Annotated in this window: 13 protein-coding genes and 1 riboswitch; of the genes, 5 read left to right on the top strand and 8 right to left on the bottom strand. The window is 65.2% G+C overall.

Annotated elements, in window-relative coordinates:
- The first annotated feature begins 400 nt into the window (after positions 1-400).
- Together HV773_RS22320 and ribB are read left to right on the top strand one after the other, a co-directional pair.
- Positions 401-1,255 (top strand): helix-turn-helix domain-containing protein, encoded by an 855-nt coding sequence (locus HV773_RS22320; protein WP_129562787.1) that lies wholly within the window; start codon positions 401-403, stop codon positions 1,253-1,255.
- Between the two features lie 95 nt (positions 1,256-1,350).
- A riboswitch (FMN riboswitch) is annotated at positions 1,351-1,517 on the top strand.
- A 171-nt stretch (positions 1,518-1,688) separates the two neighbouring features.
- On the top strand, positions 1,689-2,408 hold the full coding sequence (gene ribB / locus HV773_RS22315; RefSeq protein ID WP_129562786.1) for a 3,4-dihydroxy-2-butanone-4-phosphate synthase: 720 nt from the start codon (positions 1,689-1,691) through the stop codon (positions 2,406-2,408).
- A 123-nt stretch (positions 2,409-2,531) separates the two neighbouring features.
- On the opposite strand, the gene HV773_RS22310 is transcribed toward ribB, so the two are convergent.
- Positions 2,532-3,218 carry an HAD family hydrolase gene (locus HV773_RS22310; RefSeq protein WP_129563396.1) on the bottom strand — a complete coding sequence of 229 codons (687 nt, stop codon included), beginning with the start codon at positions 3,216-3,218 and terminating at the stop codon, positions 2,532-2,534.
- Positions 3,219-3,486: 268 nt separating this feature from the next.
- On the opposite strand from HV773_RS22310, the gene HV773_RS22305 reads away from it, so the two are divergent.
- Positions 3,487-3,867, top strand: a complete 381-nt coding sequence (locus tag HV773_RS22305; protein WP_129562785.1) for a hypothetical protein — start codon at positions 3,487-3,489, stop codon at positions 3,865-3,867.
- Positions 3,868-4,114: 247 nt separating this feature from the next.
- On the opposite strand, the gene HV773_RS22300 is transcribed toward HV773_RS22305, so the two are convergent.
- A complete protein-coding gene (locus HV773_RS22300) occupies positions 4,115-4,312 on the bottom strand; it encodes a hypothetical protein (RefSeq protein WP_028217863.1) in 198 nt (65 codons plus the stop codon).
- 685 nt (positions 4,313-4,997) lie between these two features.
- Between HV773_RS22300 and HV773_RS22295 the strand changes: the two genes are divergently transcribed.
- On the top strand, positions 4,998-5,801 hold the full coding sequence (locus HV773_RS22295; protein ID WP_129563395.1) for a ferritin-like domain-containing protein: 804 nt from the start codon (positions 4,998-5,000) through the stop codon (positions 5,799-5,801).
- Positions 5,802-5,907: 106 nt separating this feature from the next.
- On the opposite strand, the gene HV773_RS22290 is transcribed toward HV773_RS22295, so the two are convergent.
- From HV773_RS22290 to HV773_RS22275, 4 genes are all read right to left on the bottom strand, one after another.
- Positions 5,908-7,563 carry a DEAD/DEAH box helicase gene (locus HV773_RS22290; RefSeq protein ID WP_129562783.1) on the bottom strand — a complete coding sequence of 552 codons (1,656 nt, stop codon included), beginning with the start codon at positions 7,561-7,563 and terminating at the stop codon, positions 5,908-5,910.
- A 266-nt stretch (positions 7,564-7,829) separates the two neighbouring features.
- Positions 7,830-8,450 (bottom strand): PAQR family membrane homeostasis protein TrhA, encoded by a 621-nt coding sequence (gene trhA, locus HV773_RS22285; RefSeq protein WP_129562782.1) that lies wholly within the window; start codon positions 8,448-8,450, stop codon positions 7,830-7,832.
- A gap of 108 nt (positions 8,451-8,558) precedes the next feature.
- A complete protein-coding gene (locus tag HV773_RS22280; protein WP_129562781.1) occupies positions 8,559-9,854 on the bottom strand; it encodes a cytochrome c in 1,296 nt (431 codons plus the stop codon).
- Positions 9,855-9,874: 20 nt separating this feature from the next.
- Positions 9,875-10,630 carry a c-type cytochrome gene (locus HV773_RS22275; protein ID WP_129562780.1) on the bottom strand — a complete coding sequence of 252 codons (756 nt, stop codon included), beginning with the start codon at positions 10,628-10,630 and terminating at the stop codon, positions 9,875-9,877.
- A gap of 609 nt (positions 10,631-11,239) precedes the next feature.
- Here HV773_RS22275 and HV773_RS22270 point away from each other — a divergent pair.
- Positions 11,240-12,166, top strand: a complete 927-nt coding sequence (locus HV773_RS22270) for a copper resistance D family protein (RefSeq protein WP_129562779.1) — start codon at positions 11,240-11,242, stop codon at positions 12,164-12,166.
- Between the two features lie 65 nt (positions 12,167-12,231).
- Here HV773_RS22270 and HV773_RS22265 read toward each other — a convergent pair whose 3' ends face one another.
- A complete protein-coding gene (locus HV773_RS22265) occupies positions 12,232-12,531 on the bottom strand; it encodes a hypothetical protein (protein WP_129562778.1) in 300 nt (99 codons plus the stop codon).
- A gap of 301 nt (positions 12,532-12,832) precedes the next feature.
- A complete protein-coding gene (gene dgoD, locus HV773_RS22260) occupies positions 12,833-13,981 on the bottom strand; it encodes a galactonate dehydratase (protein ID WP_175196721.1) in 1,149 nt (382 codons plus the stop codon).
- Positions 13,982-14,026: the final 45 nt, after the last annotated feature.

Below are 14,026 nucleotides of genomic sequence, written 5' to 3'. Positions count from 1 at the left end.
AGTGGTTTACCTGGGGGCGTCGTCCGGTTGATGCACTCGTGCACTTCGGGACTACGGTGATAAAGGGGCTGAACAGGTGGCCGGGCCGCCTGGGCCGTGGCACATCTCAGTAGGCGCGATTCGCGTGCCGATTCACGTGCTTTTGCGTATTTTTGCCGCCAATTCGCGGTGCAAATCGTGCTTTCAGGTGCTTTCAGCGTAATCCACCATTATAGCCTCATGCGTTGTCGGGATAGGGCGCGCACGCATATCGCCGGAGGGCAAAAGCATTCCCGAAACCGCACTCCGCAATGCTGATATCGGTGTGAAGATAACTTCGTTGGGCGTGGCCGGACGCGATGCTAGTCTGGCCTCCGTTCAAGCTCTTGCGCCGCCTGGCGGCGCGCTTCGGAGGCATGCCATGCATTCAACGCTCGCGTTCGTGAGGGACGCGCAGGCCGATCGTGCTGATCGCACCGATCGTCTCGTTACGCATCGGAGTGCGAATCGTCTCGCTGACGATCCTTCCATTGCCGACTTTCGCGCGGATCGAATCGCCGGCGACACCAATGCGCGGTCCCTGGCTGACCTTCCATCGGCGCAATCTGGTGCTGCCGCGCGTGTCGATGGCGCTTTCGACACGCTCGAATATCTCGTCGGCGTGAACCTCGCGCGGCTGCGCGCAGAGCGCCAGTTCTCGCTCGACGCGCTCGCTCGCGCCTCGGGCGTTTCGCGCGCGATGCTCGCGCAGGTGGAGTCCGCGCGCAGCGTGCCGTCGATCAAGGTTCTCTGCAAGGTGGCGGCGGCGCTCAAGGTCTCGGTGTCGGCGTTCCTGCGGCGGCATGCGGTGAGCGGGTTCGAGCACCTGCCCGCCGACCGCGCGTCGCGTCGTGTGAGCGCCGATGGCCGCTACTCGGCGCGCGCGCTCTATCCCGAGGACGGTCCTGCTGCCGCCGAATTTCACGAACTGCGCATCGCGCCGCTGCATACCGAGCCGGGCACGCGCCGCGCGCCGGGCACGACGGTGAACCTCGTGGTGAGCGAAGGCACGCTCGAGGTGAGCGTGCATGACCGGCGCCAACTGCTCGCGACAGGCGATGCGATCGTCTTCGATGCGGATCAGCCGCACAGCCTGCGCAACCCCGGCGACACCGAGGCGCGCGTCTTTCGCGTGACGCTCAACGCCGAAACGCCGCCGCGCTGGGCCGTGCCGCTGGCGGGCGAGATCCGGAACGCCGGGGACACCCGGCCGGCTGCGTCTGTGCAGCCGATATAAGGGCGATATCGCGCGGCGCTTGTCTACTGGTTTTACCGCGCTGCACAACGGCGCACTCTGCTGTATCCTTTGCCAGCCGGTTCAACCGGCAATCAGTGCGTCTTCAGGGCGGGGTGAAATTCCCCACCGGCGGTATGCCGGCCGCGCCGAAAGGCAAGGCCGACGAGCCCGCGAGCGCCTGCGCGAAGCCTTTCGCGCGGGGTCAGCAGATCTGGTGCGATGCCAGGGCCGACGGTCATAGTCCGGATGGAAGAAGATGTGCAGATGGTCATGTTTGCCCAACCGCCGCGGCTTGTCTGTCCGCGCGGGCCTCGCGCGCGACGTTCCGGCGTCGCGCTCCGGCACGCGCGCCTGATGCCGTGCGCCGGGAATTCCTGTCTGTTTGCAATGCCCTGAAACGTTTTTCGCCCAACTCTTGCGAGGAGCGTTTCACATGTCCTTTACCCGCAATGCTGTATCGGTCGAGCTGCCGCTCGACGCCATCGAAGATCTTCCCCTGCTCGACACCGAACCGGTGCCGCCGCGCATTGCCGCCGCGCTGCAAGCCATGCGCGAAGGCCGTCCGGTCGTGCTCCAGGACGACCACGACCGCGAAGACGAAGCCGATCTGGTGCTGGCCGCCGAGCGCCTCACCCCGGAGACGATGGCGCTTTTCATCCGCGAATGCAGCGGCATCGTGTGCCTGTGCCTGTCCGACGAGAAAGTGCGCGCGCTCGAGCTGCCGCCCATGGTCGCGCACAACGAGAGCCGCAACCGCACCGCGTTCACGGTGTCGATCGAGGCGCGCGATGGCGTGAGCACGGGCGTGTCCGCCGCCGACCGCGTGACGACGATCCGCGCCGCCATCGCCCCGAATGCTCAGCCCGCCGACATCGTGCGCCCTGGCCACGTGTTTCCGCTGCGCGCGCAGCCGGGCGGCGTGCTGGCGCGCCGCGGCCACACCGAAGGCACCGTCGATCTGGCCGCGCTCGCGGGCCTCGCGCCCGCCGGCGTGCTGTGCGAGCTGATGAACCCGGACGGCACGATGGCGCGCGGCCAGCAGGTCGATGATTTTGCGAAGCGGCACAACCTGCCGATGCTGACGATCGCCGAACTGGTGGCGTTCCGCGAATCGCTTGCGCTGGCGCGCGAGCGCTGCGCCGAGCCTGCGTAAGGCGCCTGGGTCATCGTCGATCCAGATTCGGTAGTGAAAACGGCGTGTGGGCCTGATGGCTCACACGCCGTTTGTCGTTTTGTGCGCGTGCGCCGCGTTACGCGCTTGCGCTCAGGCGAGCAACTACGACTGTTGATCGCCGAATTCCCCGCGCACGCCTGCCTCGACTAGCTCAGGCAGCTCATCCATATGCTTCATGATGCGCGTGATGCCCATCTCACGCAGCACGTCGGCATAGCCCGACGGAATATGGCTCGCGCCGACGAACGCGATCGTCTTCATGCCGGCCGCGCGCGCGGCGTTCAGGCCCGAGAGGCTGTCCTCGACGACGAGGCAGCGCTCCGGTTCCACGCCGAGCGCGAGCGCCGCGTGCAGATAAACGTCCGGGTAAGGCTTGGGCCGCTCGACCTGCTCGGCGCTGAAGATGCGCTCGCCGAAGATCGCATCGAGCCCGGCGCGCCGCACCGACGCGTGCACGCGCGTGAGCCGGCTGTTCGACACGACGGCGGCCGGCAGCGTGAGCTGGCGCAGCGCGTCGCGCACGCCGTTGATCGGGCTCACCGATTCGGCGATGGCGATTTCGCAGTTGTGTTCGATCGTTTCGAGAAAATGCTCGGGCAGCGTGAGATCGAAGCGCGCCGCGACGTCGGCGAGAAAGCGCGAGGTCTGCTGGCCGAACGCCGTGGCCACGGCGGCGCGGAAGTCGATGCCGGGAAAGGTGCGGCTGAGCGTATCGAAGAGGACGTGGTCGGCGATGACTTCGCTGTCGACGAGTACGCCGTCGCAGTCGCAGATGAGATGGTCGATCATGCGCAAGACGAAAGGGCGGAAGAGCTGGGCGGCCGGGCCAGATGCAGCGCGCGTGGCCGGGCAAGGCGGGAAGGTTGAAAACGTCATGATACGTGCTTTTGCGCGGGCCGGCCCACGGCTGCGGCGACCCTCGCTTTCCCGTGAAGCAGGGCCTGCGCGGCCAGGATGTGGTGCGCGCCGCGCGATGCGACAATAGCCGGTGTGATCGAACGCCGCAAGAACAGGCGGAAGTCAGGGACATCAGGCGAATAAAGACGAGGGGAAGGCTATGCGTGGACTTGCAATGATTGGTGCAGCGGTGCTTGCCATTGGGTGTGCCGGATGCGCCGGCGCGCCGGGACTCCTGGGCGGGAGCGCGCCGCCGTTCGCCCAATTGCAGCAGATGTGCGGCGCTCAGCAAGCCGACTACGGCGCCGACACGCCGGCCGTCTATTCGGCTGTCTACGACGCCTGGGTGGCGAATCGTCACGGCAAGCTACCGCAGGCGCAGTTCTGCAGCTTCCAGGCCGGTCTTGTGCAGCAGTACGCCGCGCACGGTGCGGGCGCGAACGCGCAGGCGCGCGATCAATGGGTGGCGTATCTCAACGAGCAGCGCGCCTTGGCGCTGTCATGGCGCGCATCGGTCGATCCCACGCTGCGCGGGGGCTGAGCGCGGCGTAGCCGCACATCTCTCGTTAGAGCAGGTGCGAAAAAAATGGTCACGCGGGCATGAAGCGCGCGGGTCCGCGTGACCATGCACTGCAGGCGTACGTCTACAGCCGTGCGCCTGCATCGGGGAAGGTCTCGACACATCTCGCTGGCGGACGGTTCCGGCGCCCGCGCAGGTCGAGAGAAATTAGCAAAGCATCAGCGAAAGGAAGCCGGCCGGCGCGCGCGCCGCGTGCCGGTTCCATCCACTAAGAAAATCGCTTGATGGCGCGCAACGCGGAGTCGCCGATTTCTGTCAGTCGCCACTGCTGGAGACCTGAGGCGAGGCGCTCCAACTGGACGAGCTGTCGTTCGAGGAGGGCGTCCAGTTCTTCGCGTTCCATGTCGATCTGGTTGGGGGCGTCCTTCACTAGCAGCAGGGTGGCGAATTCATGCGGACTCAGCATCGTTCTCTCCGTGTTGCCGCATCAGAGGTCGTCGATCGCGGCCCGCTGGGCGGCGTGACGACAATCATGCGGTGGGTGTGAGCGAAAGCCTGCAACGGCCCGACGCGGGTGCCAGATGAGCGGTCCGTTTGCTGTCCTGCGTCACCGGTTCTGCAAAGTAGCGACAAACAACGCAAACATCATCCAGCCCGGATCGGCGCCGGGGAACTGGAGTGTAGTCAACCGCCCTGCGTTGTACAAATCACTCTCCGAAAATATTCTGTTTGACATTCCGTGCCTGCCGCGGCGGTCGCGCTGTGCGCGCAGATCCTTGATTTCACTTCAAGTTCTTGCCGCAGCGCGGGAATGTGCGGCGGTGCCGTGCTGCGCATGCGCAGGGGCGCCCGACGCGCGGATGCGCTCCCATGCCACTGCTGCCGCGTGCATGAGCGCCAGATGATGACATGACGATGCGCTGCCAGGCGCCTTACAAGTCGACTCTTCCTGGAACTGCGGCAAGCGGGAGCGGTCTGTGCTCTCAGACGGCAGCTTCGCGAACAACATCTAAGATGAAGTAATCACGGTTGGTGCCTTTCACTACGCGGCGGGAACGCAAGACCGGGTTGCCACCCGGTGGCGCGCCGCGCGAAAAGGGGCCGCTTTGGAGCAAGACAGAATGCGCAACAACACTGAGCCTCGCCACGTGATGCCCTGGCGAATCGAAGATATCGACCTCACGCGGATCGACTGTCAGCGTGCCCGTGCCAACGAAGACCTGCTGTTGCTGCTGTGCGCGTCGTCGTTCATTGAAAGCGGTTCGGACCTGTACACGAGCAACCTCAGCATCTTTTTCAACGGCGATCCGGAGGTCTCCGAGTGGCTCAACACCGAGTGGGAGCATGAGGAGCTTCAGCATGGCCGCGCGCTGAAGACCTACATCCAGTATGTCTGGCCCGAATTCGACTGGGACACGGCGTTCCGGAACTTCATCGACGAGTATTCGAAGACCTGTTCGTTCGAGGAGTTCGAGCGCACGCGCGCGCTGGAAATGGTCGCGCGCTGCGTGGTGGAAACGGGCACGGCCACGCTTTATCGAGCGATCGGCGAATGCTCGGACGAGCCGGTGCTCAAGGAAATCACCGACAACATCCGCAGCGACGAAGTGCGCCACTACAAGCACTTTTTCCGCTACTTCAAGAAGTACAACCAGGTCGAAGGCCATGGGCGCCTCGCCGTGCTCGGCGCGCTCATGCGTCGTGTGATGGAGATCAAGAACGAGGACTCGGAGATCGCCTTGCGTCACGTGTTCGCGGTTCGCTATCCCGACCGCGTGAAGGATCTCGCCTACAACCGCGAACTGACGGCGCGCGTGAACAAGCTCGTGCGCCACAATCTTTCCGCCGACATGTGCGTGAAGATGCTGCTCAAGCCGCTCGATATTCCCGCGAAAATTCAGCCGGGCGTGCACTACCCGCTCGCGAAGATCACGCAGCACGTGTTCTTCCGCTGAAGCGCTGTCTTTGCGATTGTCCGACTTGACGTCAGGTCGAAAATGCAAAAGGCCCGCTAAACAGCGGGCCTTTGTACGTTCAGCGACTAGCGGCGACTAACGGCAATTAACGGTCGCGCTGGCCGTTGCCGTCGCGGCGCGAGCTTCCACCCGGGCGGCCGCCGAGCAATGCGCCCGGATTCGATTGCGGCTTGCGTTGCGGGCGGCCCAGTGCGCTTTCGTGCGACACACCGCGCTGGCTTTCCCGGCGCGTGTGCTCGCCACGGCTGCCCGGCGCGCCGTGATTCGCGCTTTGCTGCTTCACCGGCTTGGCCGTGCGCACGCCGTTGGGCGCGGCGGGCTTGGCCGGGCGCTGGCCGCCGCCGTTGCCACTGCTGTTGCCGCCATGATTGCTGCCGCCATTGGCGCGATTTCCACCACCATTGGCCGCTTGCGCACGGTTCCCGTCGCGGCCACCCTCGCGGTTGCCGCCACGCGTATCACGTCCGTCACGTCCCTGTGCGGGCTTGGCCGCCGCGGCATTGCCTGCATTGCCCGAGGCAGCGCGCCCCTGGCCTTGCCCTTGACGCTGCCCACGACCTTGCTGCTGGCCACGGCGCAGGATCGGCTCGGGCTTCGCGTTCGGGTCCGGCTCGAAGCCCGCAATGACCTCTTGCGGCACCGCGCGCTTGATGAGCTTTTCGATGTCCTTCAGAAGCTGGTGCTCGTCCACGCAGACGAGTGAGACCGCTTCACCCGTCGCACCCGCGCGGCCGGTGCGGCCGATGCGGTGCACGTAGTCCTCGGGCACGTTCGGCAGGTCGTAGTTGACCACGTGCGGCAACTGGTCAATGTCGATGCCGCGCGCGGCGATGTCGGTCGCCACGAGCACCTGCAGCGTGCCGTCCTTGAACTCGCTCAAGGCGCGCGTGCGGGCCGACTGGCTCTTGTTGCCGTGGATCGCGAGCGCGCTGATGTCGTCCTTCGTGAGTTGCTCGGCAAGGCGGTTCGCGCCGTGCTTGGTGCGCGTGAACACGAGCACCTGGAACCAGTTGTGCTGGCGGATCAGATGCGTCAGCAGGTCGCGCTTGCGGTCGCGATCGACGGGGTAGATCTTCTGCGCGACGGTTTCCGCGGTGGTGTTGCGGCGCGCGACTTCGATGAGCGCGGGCGAGTCGAGCAGGCTGTCGGCGAGCGCCTTGATCTCGTCGGCGAAGGTGGCCGAGAAGAGCAGGTTCTGGCGCTTGGGCGGCAGTTTCGCAAGCACGCGCTTGATGTCGTGGATGAAGCCCATGTCGAGCATGCGGTCGGCTTCGTCGAGCACGAGGATCTCGAGATGCGCGAGGTCGATGGTCTTCTGCTGCATGTGATCGAGCAGGCGGCCAGGTGTTGCGACCACGATGTCCACGCCGCGCTTGAGCGCGTCGATCTGCGGATTGATGCCCACGCCGCCGAACATCACCGTCGACTTGAGCTTCAGATACTTGCCGTAGGCGCGCACGCTTTCCTCGACCTGGGCGGCTAGCTCGCGCGTGGGCGTGAGAATGAGCGCGCGCACGACGCGCTTGCCCGACGCAGCAGGCGGCATCTCGGACAGACGCTGCAGGATGGGCAGCGTGAAGCCAGCGGTCTTGCCGGTGCCGGTCTGGGCGCCGGCGAGCAGGTCGCCGCCGTTCAGCACGGCGGGAATGGCTTGCAACTGGATAGGCGTGGGCGTGGTGTAGCCCAGTTCGTTGACGGCGCGGACCAGCGGTTCGGACAAGCCGAGGGAATCAAAAGACATAAAGACCTGTTGTATTGCGGTGGCGCGAGCGGCAAGGCGCTGCTGGCCGAGGTATCAGCACGGCGCGGCGCGCGAGATGCGGTTGCGCCCGCTCGCGTTCATTCGGACGGCGCGCCAGTGCGCGCGCCGGGTGTCGACGGTCTATGCAGACCCGCCTGCTGGCGTAAAGTTGCATCGCGCGGCCGCGGACACTGCGGCCGCCGCGCGATGGTCTTCGCATGGGCTTCGTGTGCCCTGGTGCGGTGGGTAAATGCGCCGGTGGCGCATCACGCGACGTAGGCCGCGACGCTCACGAATTGACAGACGCTCCCGGCGAGCACGAACAGATGCCAGATACCATGTCCGTGCCGGATGCGTTCGTCGTTGACGAAAAAATAAATACCGGCGCTATAGATGATGCCGCCTGCCAGCAACCACGCGGTGCCAGCGGTCGGCAGCGCGCCGAGGAGCGGCCCGGCTGCGACCAGCGCGAGCCAGCCCATGATCACGTACAGCACCATCGAGAGCATGCGCGTGCGGCGCCCGATCGTGAGTTCCTGCACGATGCCGAACACGGCGAGCCCCCAGCTCACGCCGAACAGCGACCAGCCCCACGGCCCGCGCAGCGTGACAAGCGAGAACGGAGTATAGCTGCCCGCGATCAGCAGATAGATTGCGGCATGATCGCACTTCTGCAGCACGGCCTTGATGCGCGGCCCGCGCACGCCGTGATACAGCGTGGAAACGGTGTACAACGCGCACAACATGGCGCCATAGACGGCGAAGCTCACGACCTTGTACGCGTCGTGATCGAGCGCGCCGAGCGTCACGAGCGAAACCAGCGCCGCGACCGACAGCAACGCGCCAACGAGGTGCGTAATGCTGTTCAGACGCTCACCCGGGTTCATGACGGCTACTCCTTGTTCTTCTTGCCCTAACAATAGCGAAGGGCGCAGCCGGCGGCGTTTTGCCGGCTGCGCCCTTTATCAGGCAGACGCCACTATAGCAGGCTGACGTCAGTCGAGCGGCGCGGAGCGCAGATCGGCCACCTGTTGCGGAGACACCGGCGTGCCCTTGTTGCCCCACGTCATGCGGATGAACGTCACCACCGCCGCCACCTCCTGATTGGACAGCGATTGCGCGAACGGCGGCATGCCGTAGGGGCGTGCATTGCCCTGTGTGCTGGGCGGATAGCCGCCGTTGAGCACCATGCGGATCGGATTCACCGCCGATTTCATCTGGATCGACTGGTTGTTCGCGAGCGGCGGGAAGTTCGGCGGCATGCCGAGGCCGTTTTCCGCGTGGCACTTTGCACACTGGTCATGGTAGATCTTCTGACCTTGCTGTAAGAGTTCGCCTCCGAACGCTTCGGATGTTTCCATCTGCATGTTCTCAGGCGCTTCCTTCTTTTGTGGAATCGTCTTGAGGTAGGTCGCCATCGCCTGGATATCCTCGTCGGAGAGATATTGCAGACTGTTATGGACGACGTCCGCCATCGGACCGAATACCGCGCCGCGTTCCGAGACGCCGGTTTTCAGAAGGCTCGAAATCTCCTTGATGTCCCAGTCGCCGAGGCCGCCTTCACTAGAGGTGAGCGACGGCGCGTACCAGTTCTGCAGCGGGATCAGGCCGCCCGCGAACGCCGACGAGTTGACCGGCCCGCCCATCATGTTGATGGACGTGTGGCACATGGCGCAGTGGCCGAGGCCTTCGACCAGATACGCGCCGCGGTTCCATTCGACCGACTTGGTGGGGTCGGCTTTGTACTCGCCTTCACGGAAGAACAGCGTGCGCCAGCCGATCAGCAGGTTGCGGTTGTTGAACGGGAACTTGAGCTCGTGCGGACGGCTCGGCACGCTCACCGGCTCCACCGAGCGCAGGTATGCGTAGATCGCGTCTGAATCCGCGCGCGTCACCTTCGTGTAGCTCGTGAACGGGAAGGCCGGATAGAGCAGGCTGCCGTCCTTCGAGCGGCCCGTGTGCATGGCGCGATAGAAGTCGTCGGCGGTCCATTTGCCGATGCCGTATTTGTCGTCGGGTGTGATGTTCGGCGTATAGAGCGTGCCGAACGGCGTCGCCATCGGCAGGCCGCCCGCGAAGGTCTTGCCGCCGCGCACCGTGTGGCAGGCCACGCAGTCGCCGGCGCGGGCGAGCAGCTCGCCCTTCTTGATGAGTTCGGACTGATCGGCGGGCGTGGCTGCACGCGCCGAGCTATTGCGCAGATAGTCGGTGCCGGTCCACAGCACGGGCACGAGCGCGGCGGCGGCGGTGACGACGACTGCGGAAAGTGCGAACAGGGACTTGCGGTTCATATGGCTGTCTCCCCCGGCGCCTATTGCGGTTCGCTGCCGCATGCAAGCGGCGTCTTCAACGAGCCAGCTGGTGCCGGCACGGGATTTTGCGGTGCGCTTTGCGTCGAGAGCCAGGCTGCAACCGAGTTCACGTCGTCGTCGGTGAGCCGCGTGGCGATCTCATGCATGCAGTCGGGCATTTTGGCGTGGCGCGAGCCCGAACGCCAGGCGCCGATCTGCGCGCTGATGTAGTCCGAATGCAGGCCGACGAGGCCCGGAATCGCGGGCTCCATGCCGGTGAGCTTCGCGCCGTGGCAGGCCGCGCACGCGGGCACCTGCTTTGCCGGGTCGCCATGCAGCACGATCTCGCGGCCGCGCTTGAGCGTGCTTTCGGAGACCGTCGACTTCGACGGCGGCGGGTAGGGCGGTCGCTGCTGCGAGAAATACGTCGCGATCTCGTGCAGGTAGTCGTCGGAGAGATACGTGACCAGGTAATTCATCGGAGGGTACTTGCGGCGACCCTCGCGAAAATTCATCAGCTGGTTGTACAGATACTCCGCCGGTTTGCCAGCGAGGCGCGGGAAGTAATCGTTGTCGGTCCCCTGGCCGTGCGTGCCGTGGCATGCGGTACAGCCCTGCACGCGCGCTGCAATCGTGTCGGGGGCTTTGGGCTGCGGGGTCTGGGCGGACGCTGCGCTGAAGATACCGGTCGTGCCGAACAGCAAGGCGGCCAACAGTGGCGCGGCGAGCGTATTGAGCGGTCTGGAGATACGTCTTGGGGACACGCGCGACTCCATTCTTTATCGTGGACCTGACCAGGCTTCGAACGACCCGGCTTGTAGGCTGCGCGCGCTTAAAACCGAAGACCGTGCGCGCTGCGGCGACGCAGCAGATTCTATCATCGCGACCTGATAGTGACTATTTGCCACGCGCGCTATCGACCCGCCTGCACGGGCTTGCCCGAACGCGATTGCGGCAGAGAGTCGCAACGTCGCCGGTTATGATTCTGCACCTGTTGGCCGATCCGCGACTCGGGATTGACCCTGCTTGCGCCTCACTGCATGCCATGCGCATCGGTGCGTGCCGCGCATGCGTACAGTGTGTTCGCCAGTCGTTCTCGGCTGATTCGTGGCTGGTTCGTGGCTGGTTCGTGAATCGTTCACGGTTGAACCGATTGACGCCGTGGCTATCGAAGCAGGCACGTCTCGAAACGGCATGCACGCGCGCCACCGGAGCGCGTGCCTCGTTTCGCCAACGTCGATGTTGACTTCACCTTGTTTTCTTGTTGTTTCCTTGCCACTCGTCTCGATGACTCCAATTGCACTTTCCTACTCGATGCCGCAGCCGCGCGCCGCAGAGCTCGCACCGCTCCCCATATGTCGTGAATGCCCGGAGGACGTGGTCCGATGAAAGCTGACTGGCTGTGGATCGGACAGGTCGCGATGGCCGCCCTCGTGAACATCGCCTATGCATTCGCGCTGGGCTCGACGCTCTATGGCGCATGGCTCGAGAAGGATGCCCGCACCGCGGTTGCGCCGGCGCGGCCCGCATGGCTGCGCGCGCAAACATCGTTGCGGGCGGGCTCGCTCGTGCTGGTGCTCGCGCTTGTCATGTGGCTGTTGTACGAAAGCGCGTCGATCAGCGGCGGGACGCTGCCCGGCTCATTCGGCGTCGTGCCGACCGTGCTCGCGCAAACGCACGTGGGCCACGCGTGGAGCATTGCATTCGTGGGCGCGCTGGTGGTGGCCGTCATGGCGCTGATGCCGGCCAGTGCGGCGCGTGACGGCGTACTGTGGCTCGCGCTCATCGCCACGGCCGCCGGGCGCGCGGGACTCGGTCATGCCGCCGATGCCGGCTTCGCCTCGGCGGCGCTCGGTGTGCAGACGCTGCACGTGCTCAGCGCGAGCGCATGGAGCGGCATCGTGATGGCCGGCGGACTGGCCGTGCTGCCGGCGCTCGGCGCATCGACGGCGCGCGGCGTGCTGATCCGCACGGCGGGGCAAGTGTCGAATGTGGCGCTGTTCGCGGTGGGGCTGGTGCTCGCGACGGGCGTGTTCAATGCCCTGCGCGGCACCGGCGGATCGCCCGAAGCGCTCGTGACGACCACATGGGGCCACGTGCTGATCGCCAAGCTCGTGCTCGTCGTGCTGGCCATGTTGCTGGGCGGCTTCAACCGCCTCGTGGTCATGCCCGAACTGCGCCGTGCGGCATCGACAGTCGCGGCGCGCCGCTTCGTCAATGTGCTGCATCTCGAAGCGCTGGTGATGATGGCGGTGCTCATCGTCGCGGCCGTGCTTGCGCACAGCGTGCCGGGCTATGTGTTGCAGGGCTGAAACGTCGGACCAAGGAAGGCGTTCATGCATCGCACGTGCGCCTTCGTTCGAGCGTTAGCGCAGCCTCATTCGTAGCCGAGCCGGTGACTGAGGATGGGCGAGAAGAAGAGGGCGATAGCGCAGCCGATAGCCCTGCCTTCGAGTTCGGCGAGTGCGAGCACCGACGAAGGGTGAGCGATCAGCTCGACGAGTTGCGGCGCACACCACAGCACCGCAACGCCGATCAGGCTCTGCTCGACAACGAGGATGCGCCAGCCGCGCGTGCACGCGACGGCGGCAGCGATCACGCGAATCAGGCCAAAAACGACCAAAGCGCCGACGGCGGCCTGTTCGCGGATCAGATAGTCGGGGAGCATTGCTTCCATGTGAATCCCTGCGGCCAGGTATAGGCCAGGTATCGGGCGGGCATGAGTGCCGCAGGAAATTCAGCAAGGAGCAGGCCAGCGAGGGCCAGATGGCGCGGCGCGTGGTGCGCGGGCAGGATGCGAAGCGCGCGGGACTATGCATGACGGGCGTTCGCAAGCGCTTTCGTTATGTGCGAAAGCGCCATTCGCAGAACCCGCCCGAAGGCACGTTGCGGCTTTGGCGCCGCGAAACGGCCTCAAACGTTACGGCGCTGAAACGCGCCGCAGCGAGCGCGTCACATAACGCGCATAGACATCACGATCACCACTCGGCGACGCTGCCGTCCTCATGACGCCAGACCGGGTTGCGCCAGCGATGTCCCGTCTTCGCCATCTCGCGCACCTTCTCCTCATTGACTTCGATGCCGAGGCCCGGGCCTTGTGGAATCGACACGAAGCCGTCCTCGTATTTGAAGACCTCGGGATTCCTGATGTAGTCGAGCAGATCGTTGCCCTTGTTGTAGTGGATGCCGAGGCTCTGCTCCTGGATGAACGCGTTGTAGCTCACCGCGTCGATCTGCAGACAGGTCGCGAGCGCAATGGGCCCGAGCGGGCAGTGCAGCGCGAGCGCGACGTCGTAAGTCTCGGCCATCGCGGCGATCTTGCGGCACTCGGTGATGCCGCCCGCGTGCGAGGCATCGGGCTGGACGATGTCCACATAGCCGCCCGCGAGGATGTGCTTGAAATCCCAGCGCGAGTACAGACGCTCGCCCAGCGCGATCGGCGTGCTCGTTTGATTGACGATGTCGCGCAGCGCCTCGACGTTTTCCGAGAGCACCGGCTCTTCGATGAACATCAGCTTGTACGGATCGAGCTCCTTCGCGAGCACCTTGGCCATCGGCTTGTGCACGCGGCCATGAAAGTCCACGCCGATGCCGACGTTCGGCCCCACCGCCTCGCGCACCGCCGCGACGTTGTTGATCACGCCTTGGACGCGGTCGTTGGTGTCGATGATCTGCAGCTCTTCCGAGCCGTTCATCTTGACGGCCTTGAAGCCGCGCTCGACCACGGCGCGCGCGTTGTTCGCGACGTCGCTCGGACGGTCGCCGCCGATCCACGAATAGACCTTGATCTTGTCGCGCACCTGGCCGCCGAGCAGCGCATGCACGGGCACGCCATGATGCTTGCCCTTAATGTCCCAGAGCGCCTGGTCCACGCCCGCGATCGCGCTCATCGAGATGGGACCGCCGCGATAGAAGCCCGCGCGATACATCACCTGCCAGTGATCTTCGATGAGCAGCGGGTCCTTGCCGATCAGATAGTCGGCGAGTTCGTCGACCGCGGCCGCGACCGTGTGCGCGCGGCCTTCGACCACAGGCTCGCCCCAACCGACGATGCCCTCGTCCGTCTCGATCTTGAGAAAGCACCAGCGCGGCGGCACGACGAAGGTTTCGAGCTTGGTAATTTTCATGCGGGGTCTCCCATCCCATGCAAAGCCAATCAGTAGCGCGGCGCG

The organism is Paraburkholderia caffeinitolerans (genome assembly GCF_902859945.1).
GTDB classification, from domain to species: Bacteria; Pseudomonadota; Gammaproteobacteria; order Burkholderiales; family Burkholderiaceae; genus Paraburkholderia; species Paraburkholderia caffeinitolerans.
Note: the sequence above shows the minus strand (reverse complement) of the source record. Positions and strands in the feature narration are given on the sequence as shown.

Bases quoted from the DNA above. Each gene is read 5' to 3' on its own strand.
- HV773_RS22320 (WP_129562787.1), top strand. From the start codon at position 401: ATGCATTCAACGCTCGCGTTCGTGAGGGACGCGCAGGCCGATCGTGCT.
- ribB (WP_129562786.1), top strand. From the start codon at position 1,689: ATGTCCTTTACCCGCAATGCTGTATCGGTCGAGCTGCCGCTCGACGCC.
- HV773_RS22310 (WP_129563396.1), bottom strand. From the start codon at position 3,218: ATGATCGACCATCTCATCTGCGACTGCGACGGCGTACTCGTCGACAGC.
- HV773_RS22305 (WP_129562785.1), top strand. From the start codon at position 3,487: ATGCGTGGACTTGCAATGATTGGTGCAGCGGTGCTTGCCATTGGGTGT.
- HV773_RS22300 (WP_028217863.1), bottom strand. From the start codon at position 4,312: ATGCTGAGTCCGCATGAATTCGCCACCCTGCTGCTAGTGAAGGACGCC.
- HV773_RS22295 (WP_129563395.1), top strand. From the start codon at position 4,998: ATGCCCTGGCGAATCGAAGATATCGACCTCACGCGGATCGACTGTCAG.
- HV773_RS22290 (WP_129562783.1), bottom strand. From the start codon at position 7,563: ATGTCTTTTGATTCCCTCGGCTTGTCCGAACCGCTGGTCCGCGCCGTC.
- trhA (WP_129562782.1), bottom strand. From the start codon at position 8,450: ATGAACCCGGGTGAGCGTCTGAACAGCATTACGCACCTCGTTGGCGCG.
- HV773_RS22280 (WP_129562781.1), bottom strand. From the start codon at position 9,854: ATGAACCGCAAGTCCCTGTTCGCACTTTCCGCAGTCGTCGTCACCGCC.
- HV773_RS22275 (WP_129562780.1), bottom strand. From the start codon at position 10,630: ATGGAGTCGCGCGTGTCCCCAAGACGTATCTCCAGACCGCTCAATACG.
- HV773_RS22270 (WP_129562779.1), top strand. From the start codon at position 11,240: ATGAAAGCTGACTGGCTGTGGATCGGACAGGTCGCGATGGCCGCCCTC.
- HV773_RS22265 (WP_129562778.1), bottom strand. From the start codon at position 12,531: ATGGAAGCAATGCTCCCCGACTATCTGATCCGCGAACAGGCCGCCGTC.
- dgoD (WP_175196721.1), bottom strand. From the start codon at position 13,981: ATGAAAATTACCAAGCTCGAAACCTTCGTCGTGCCGCCGCGCTGGTGC.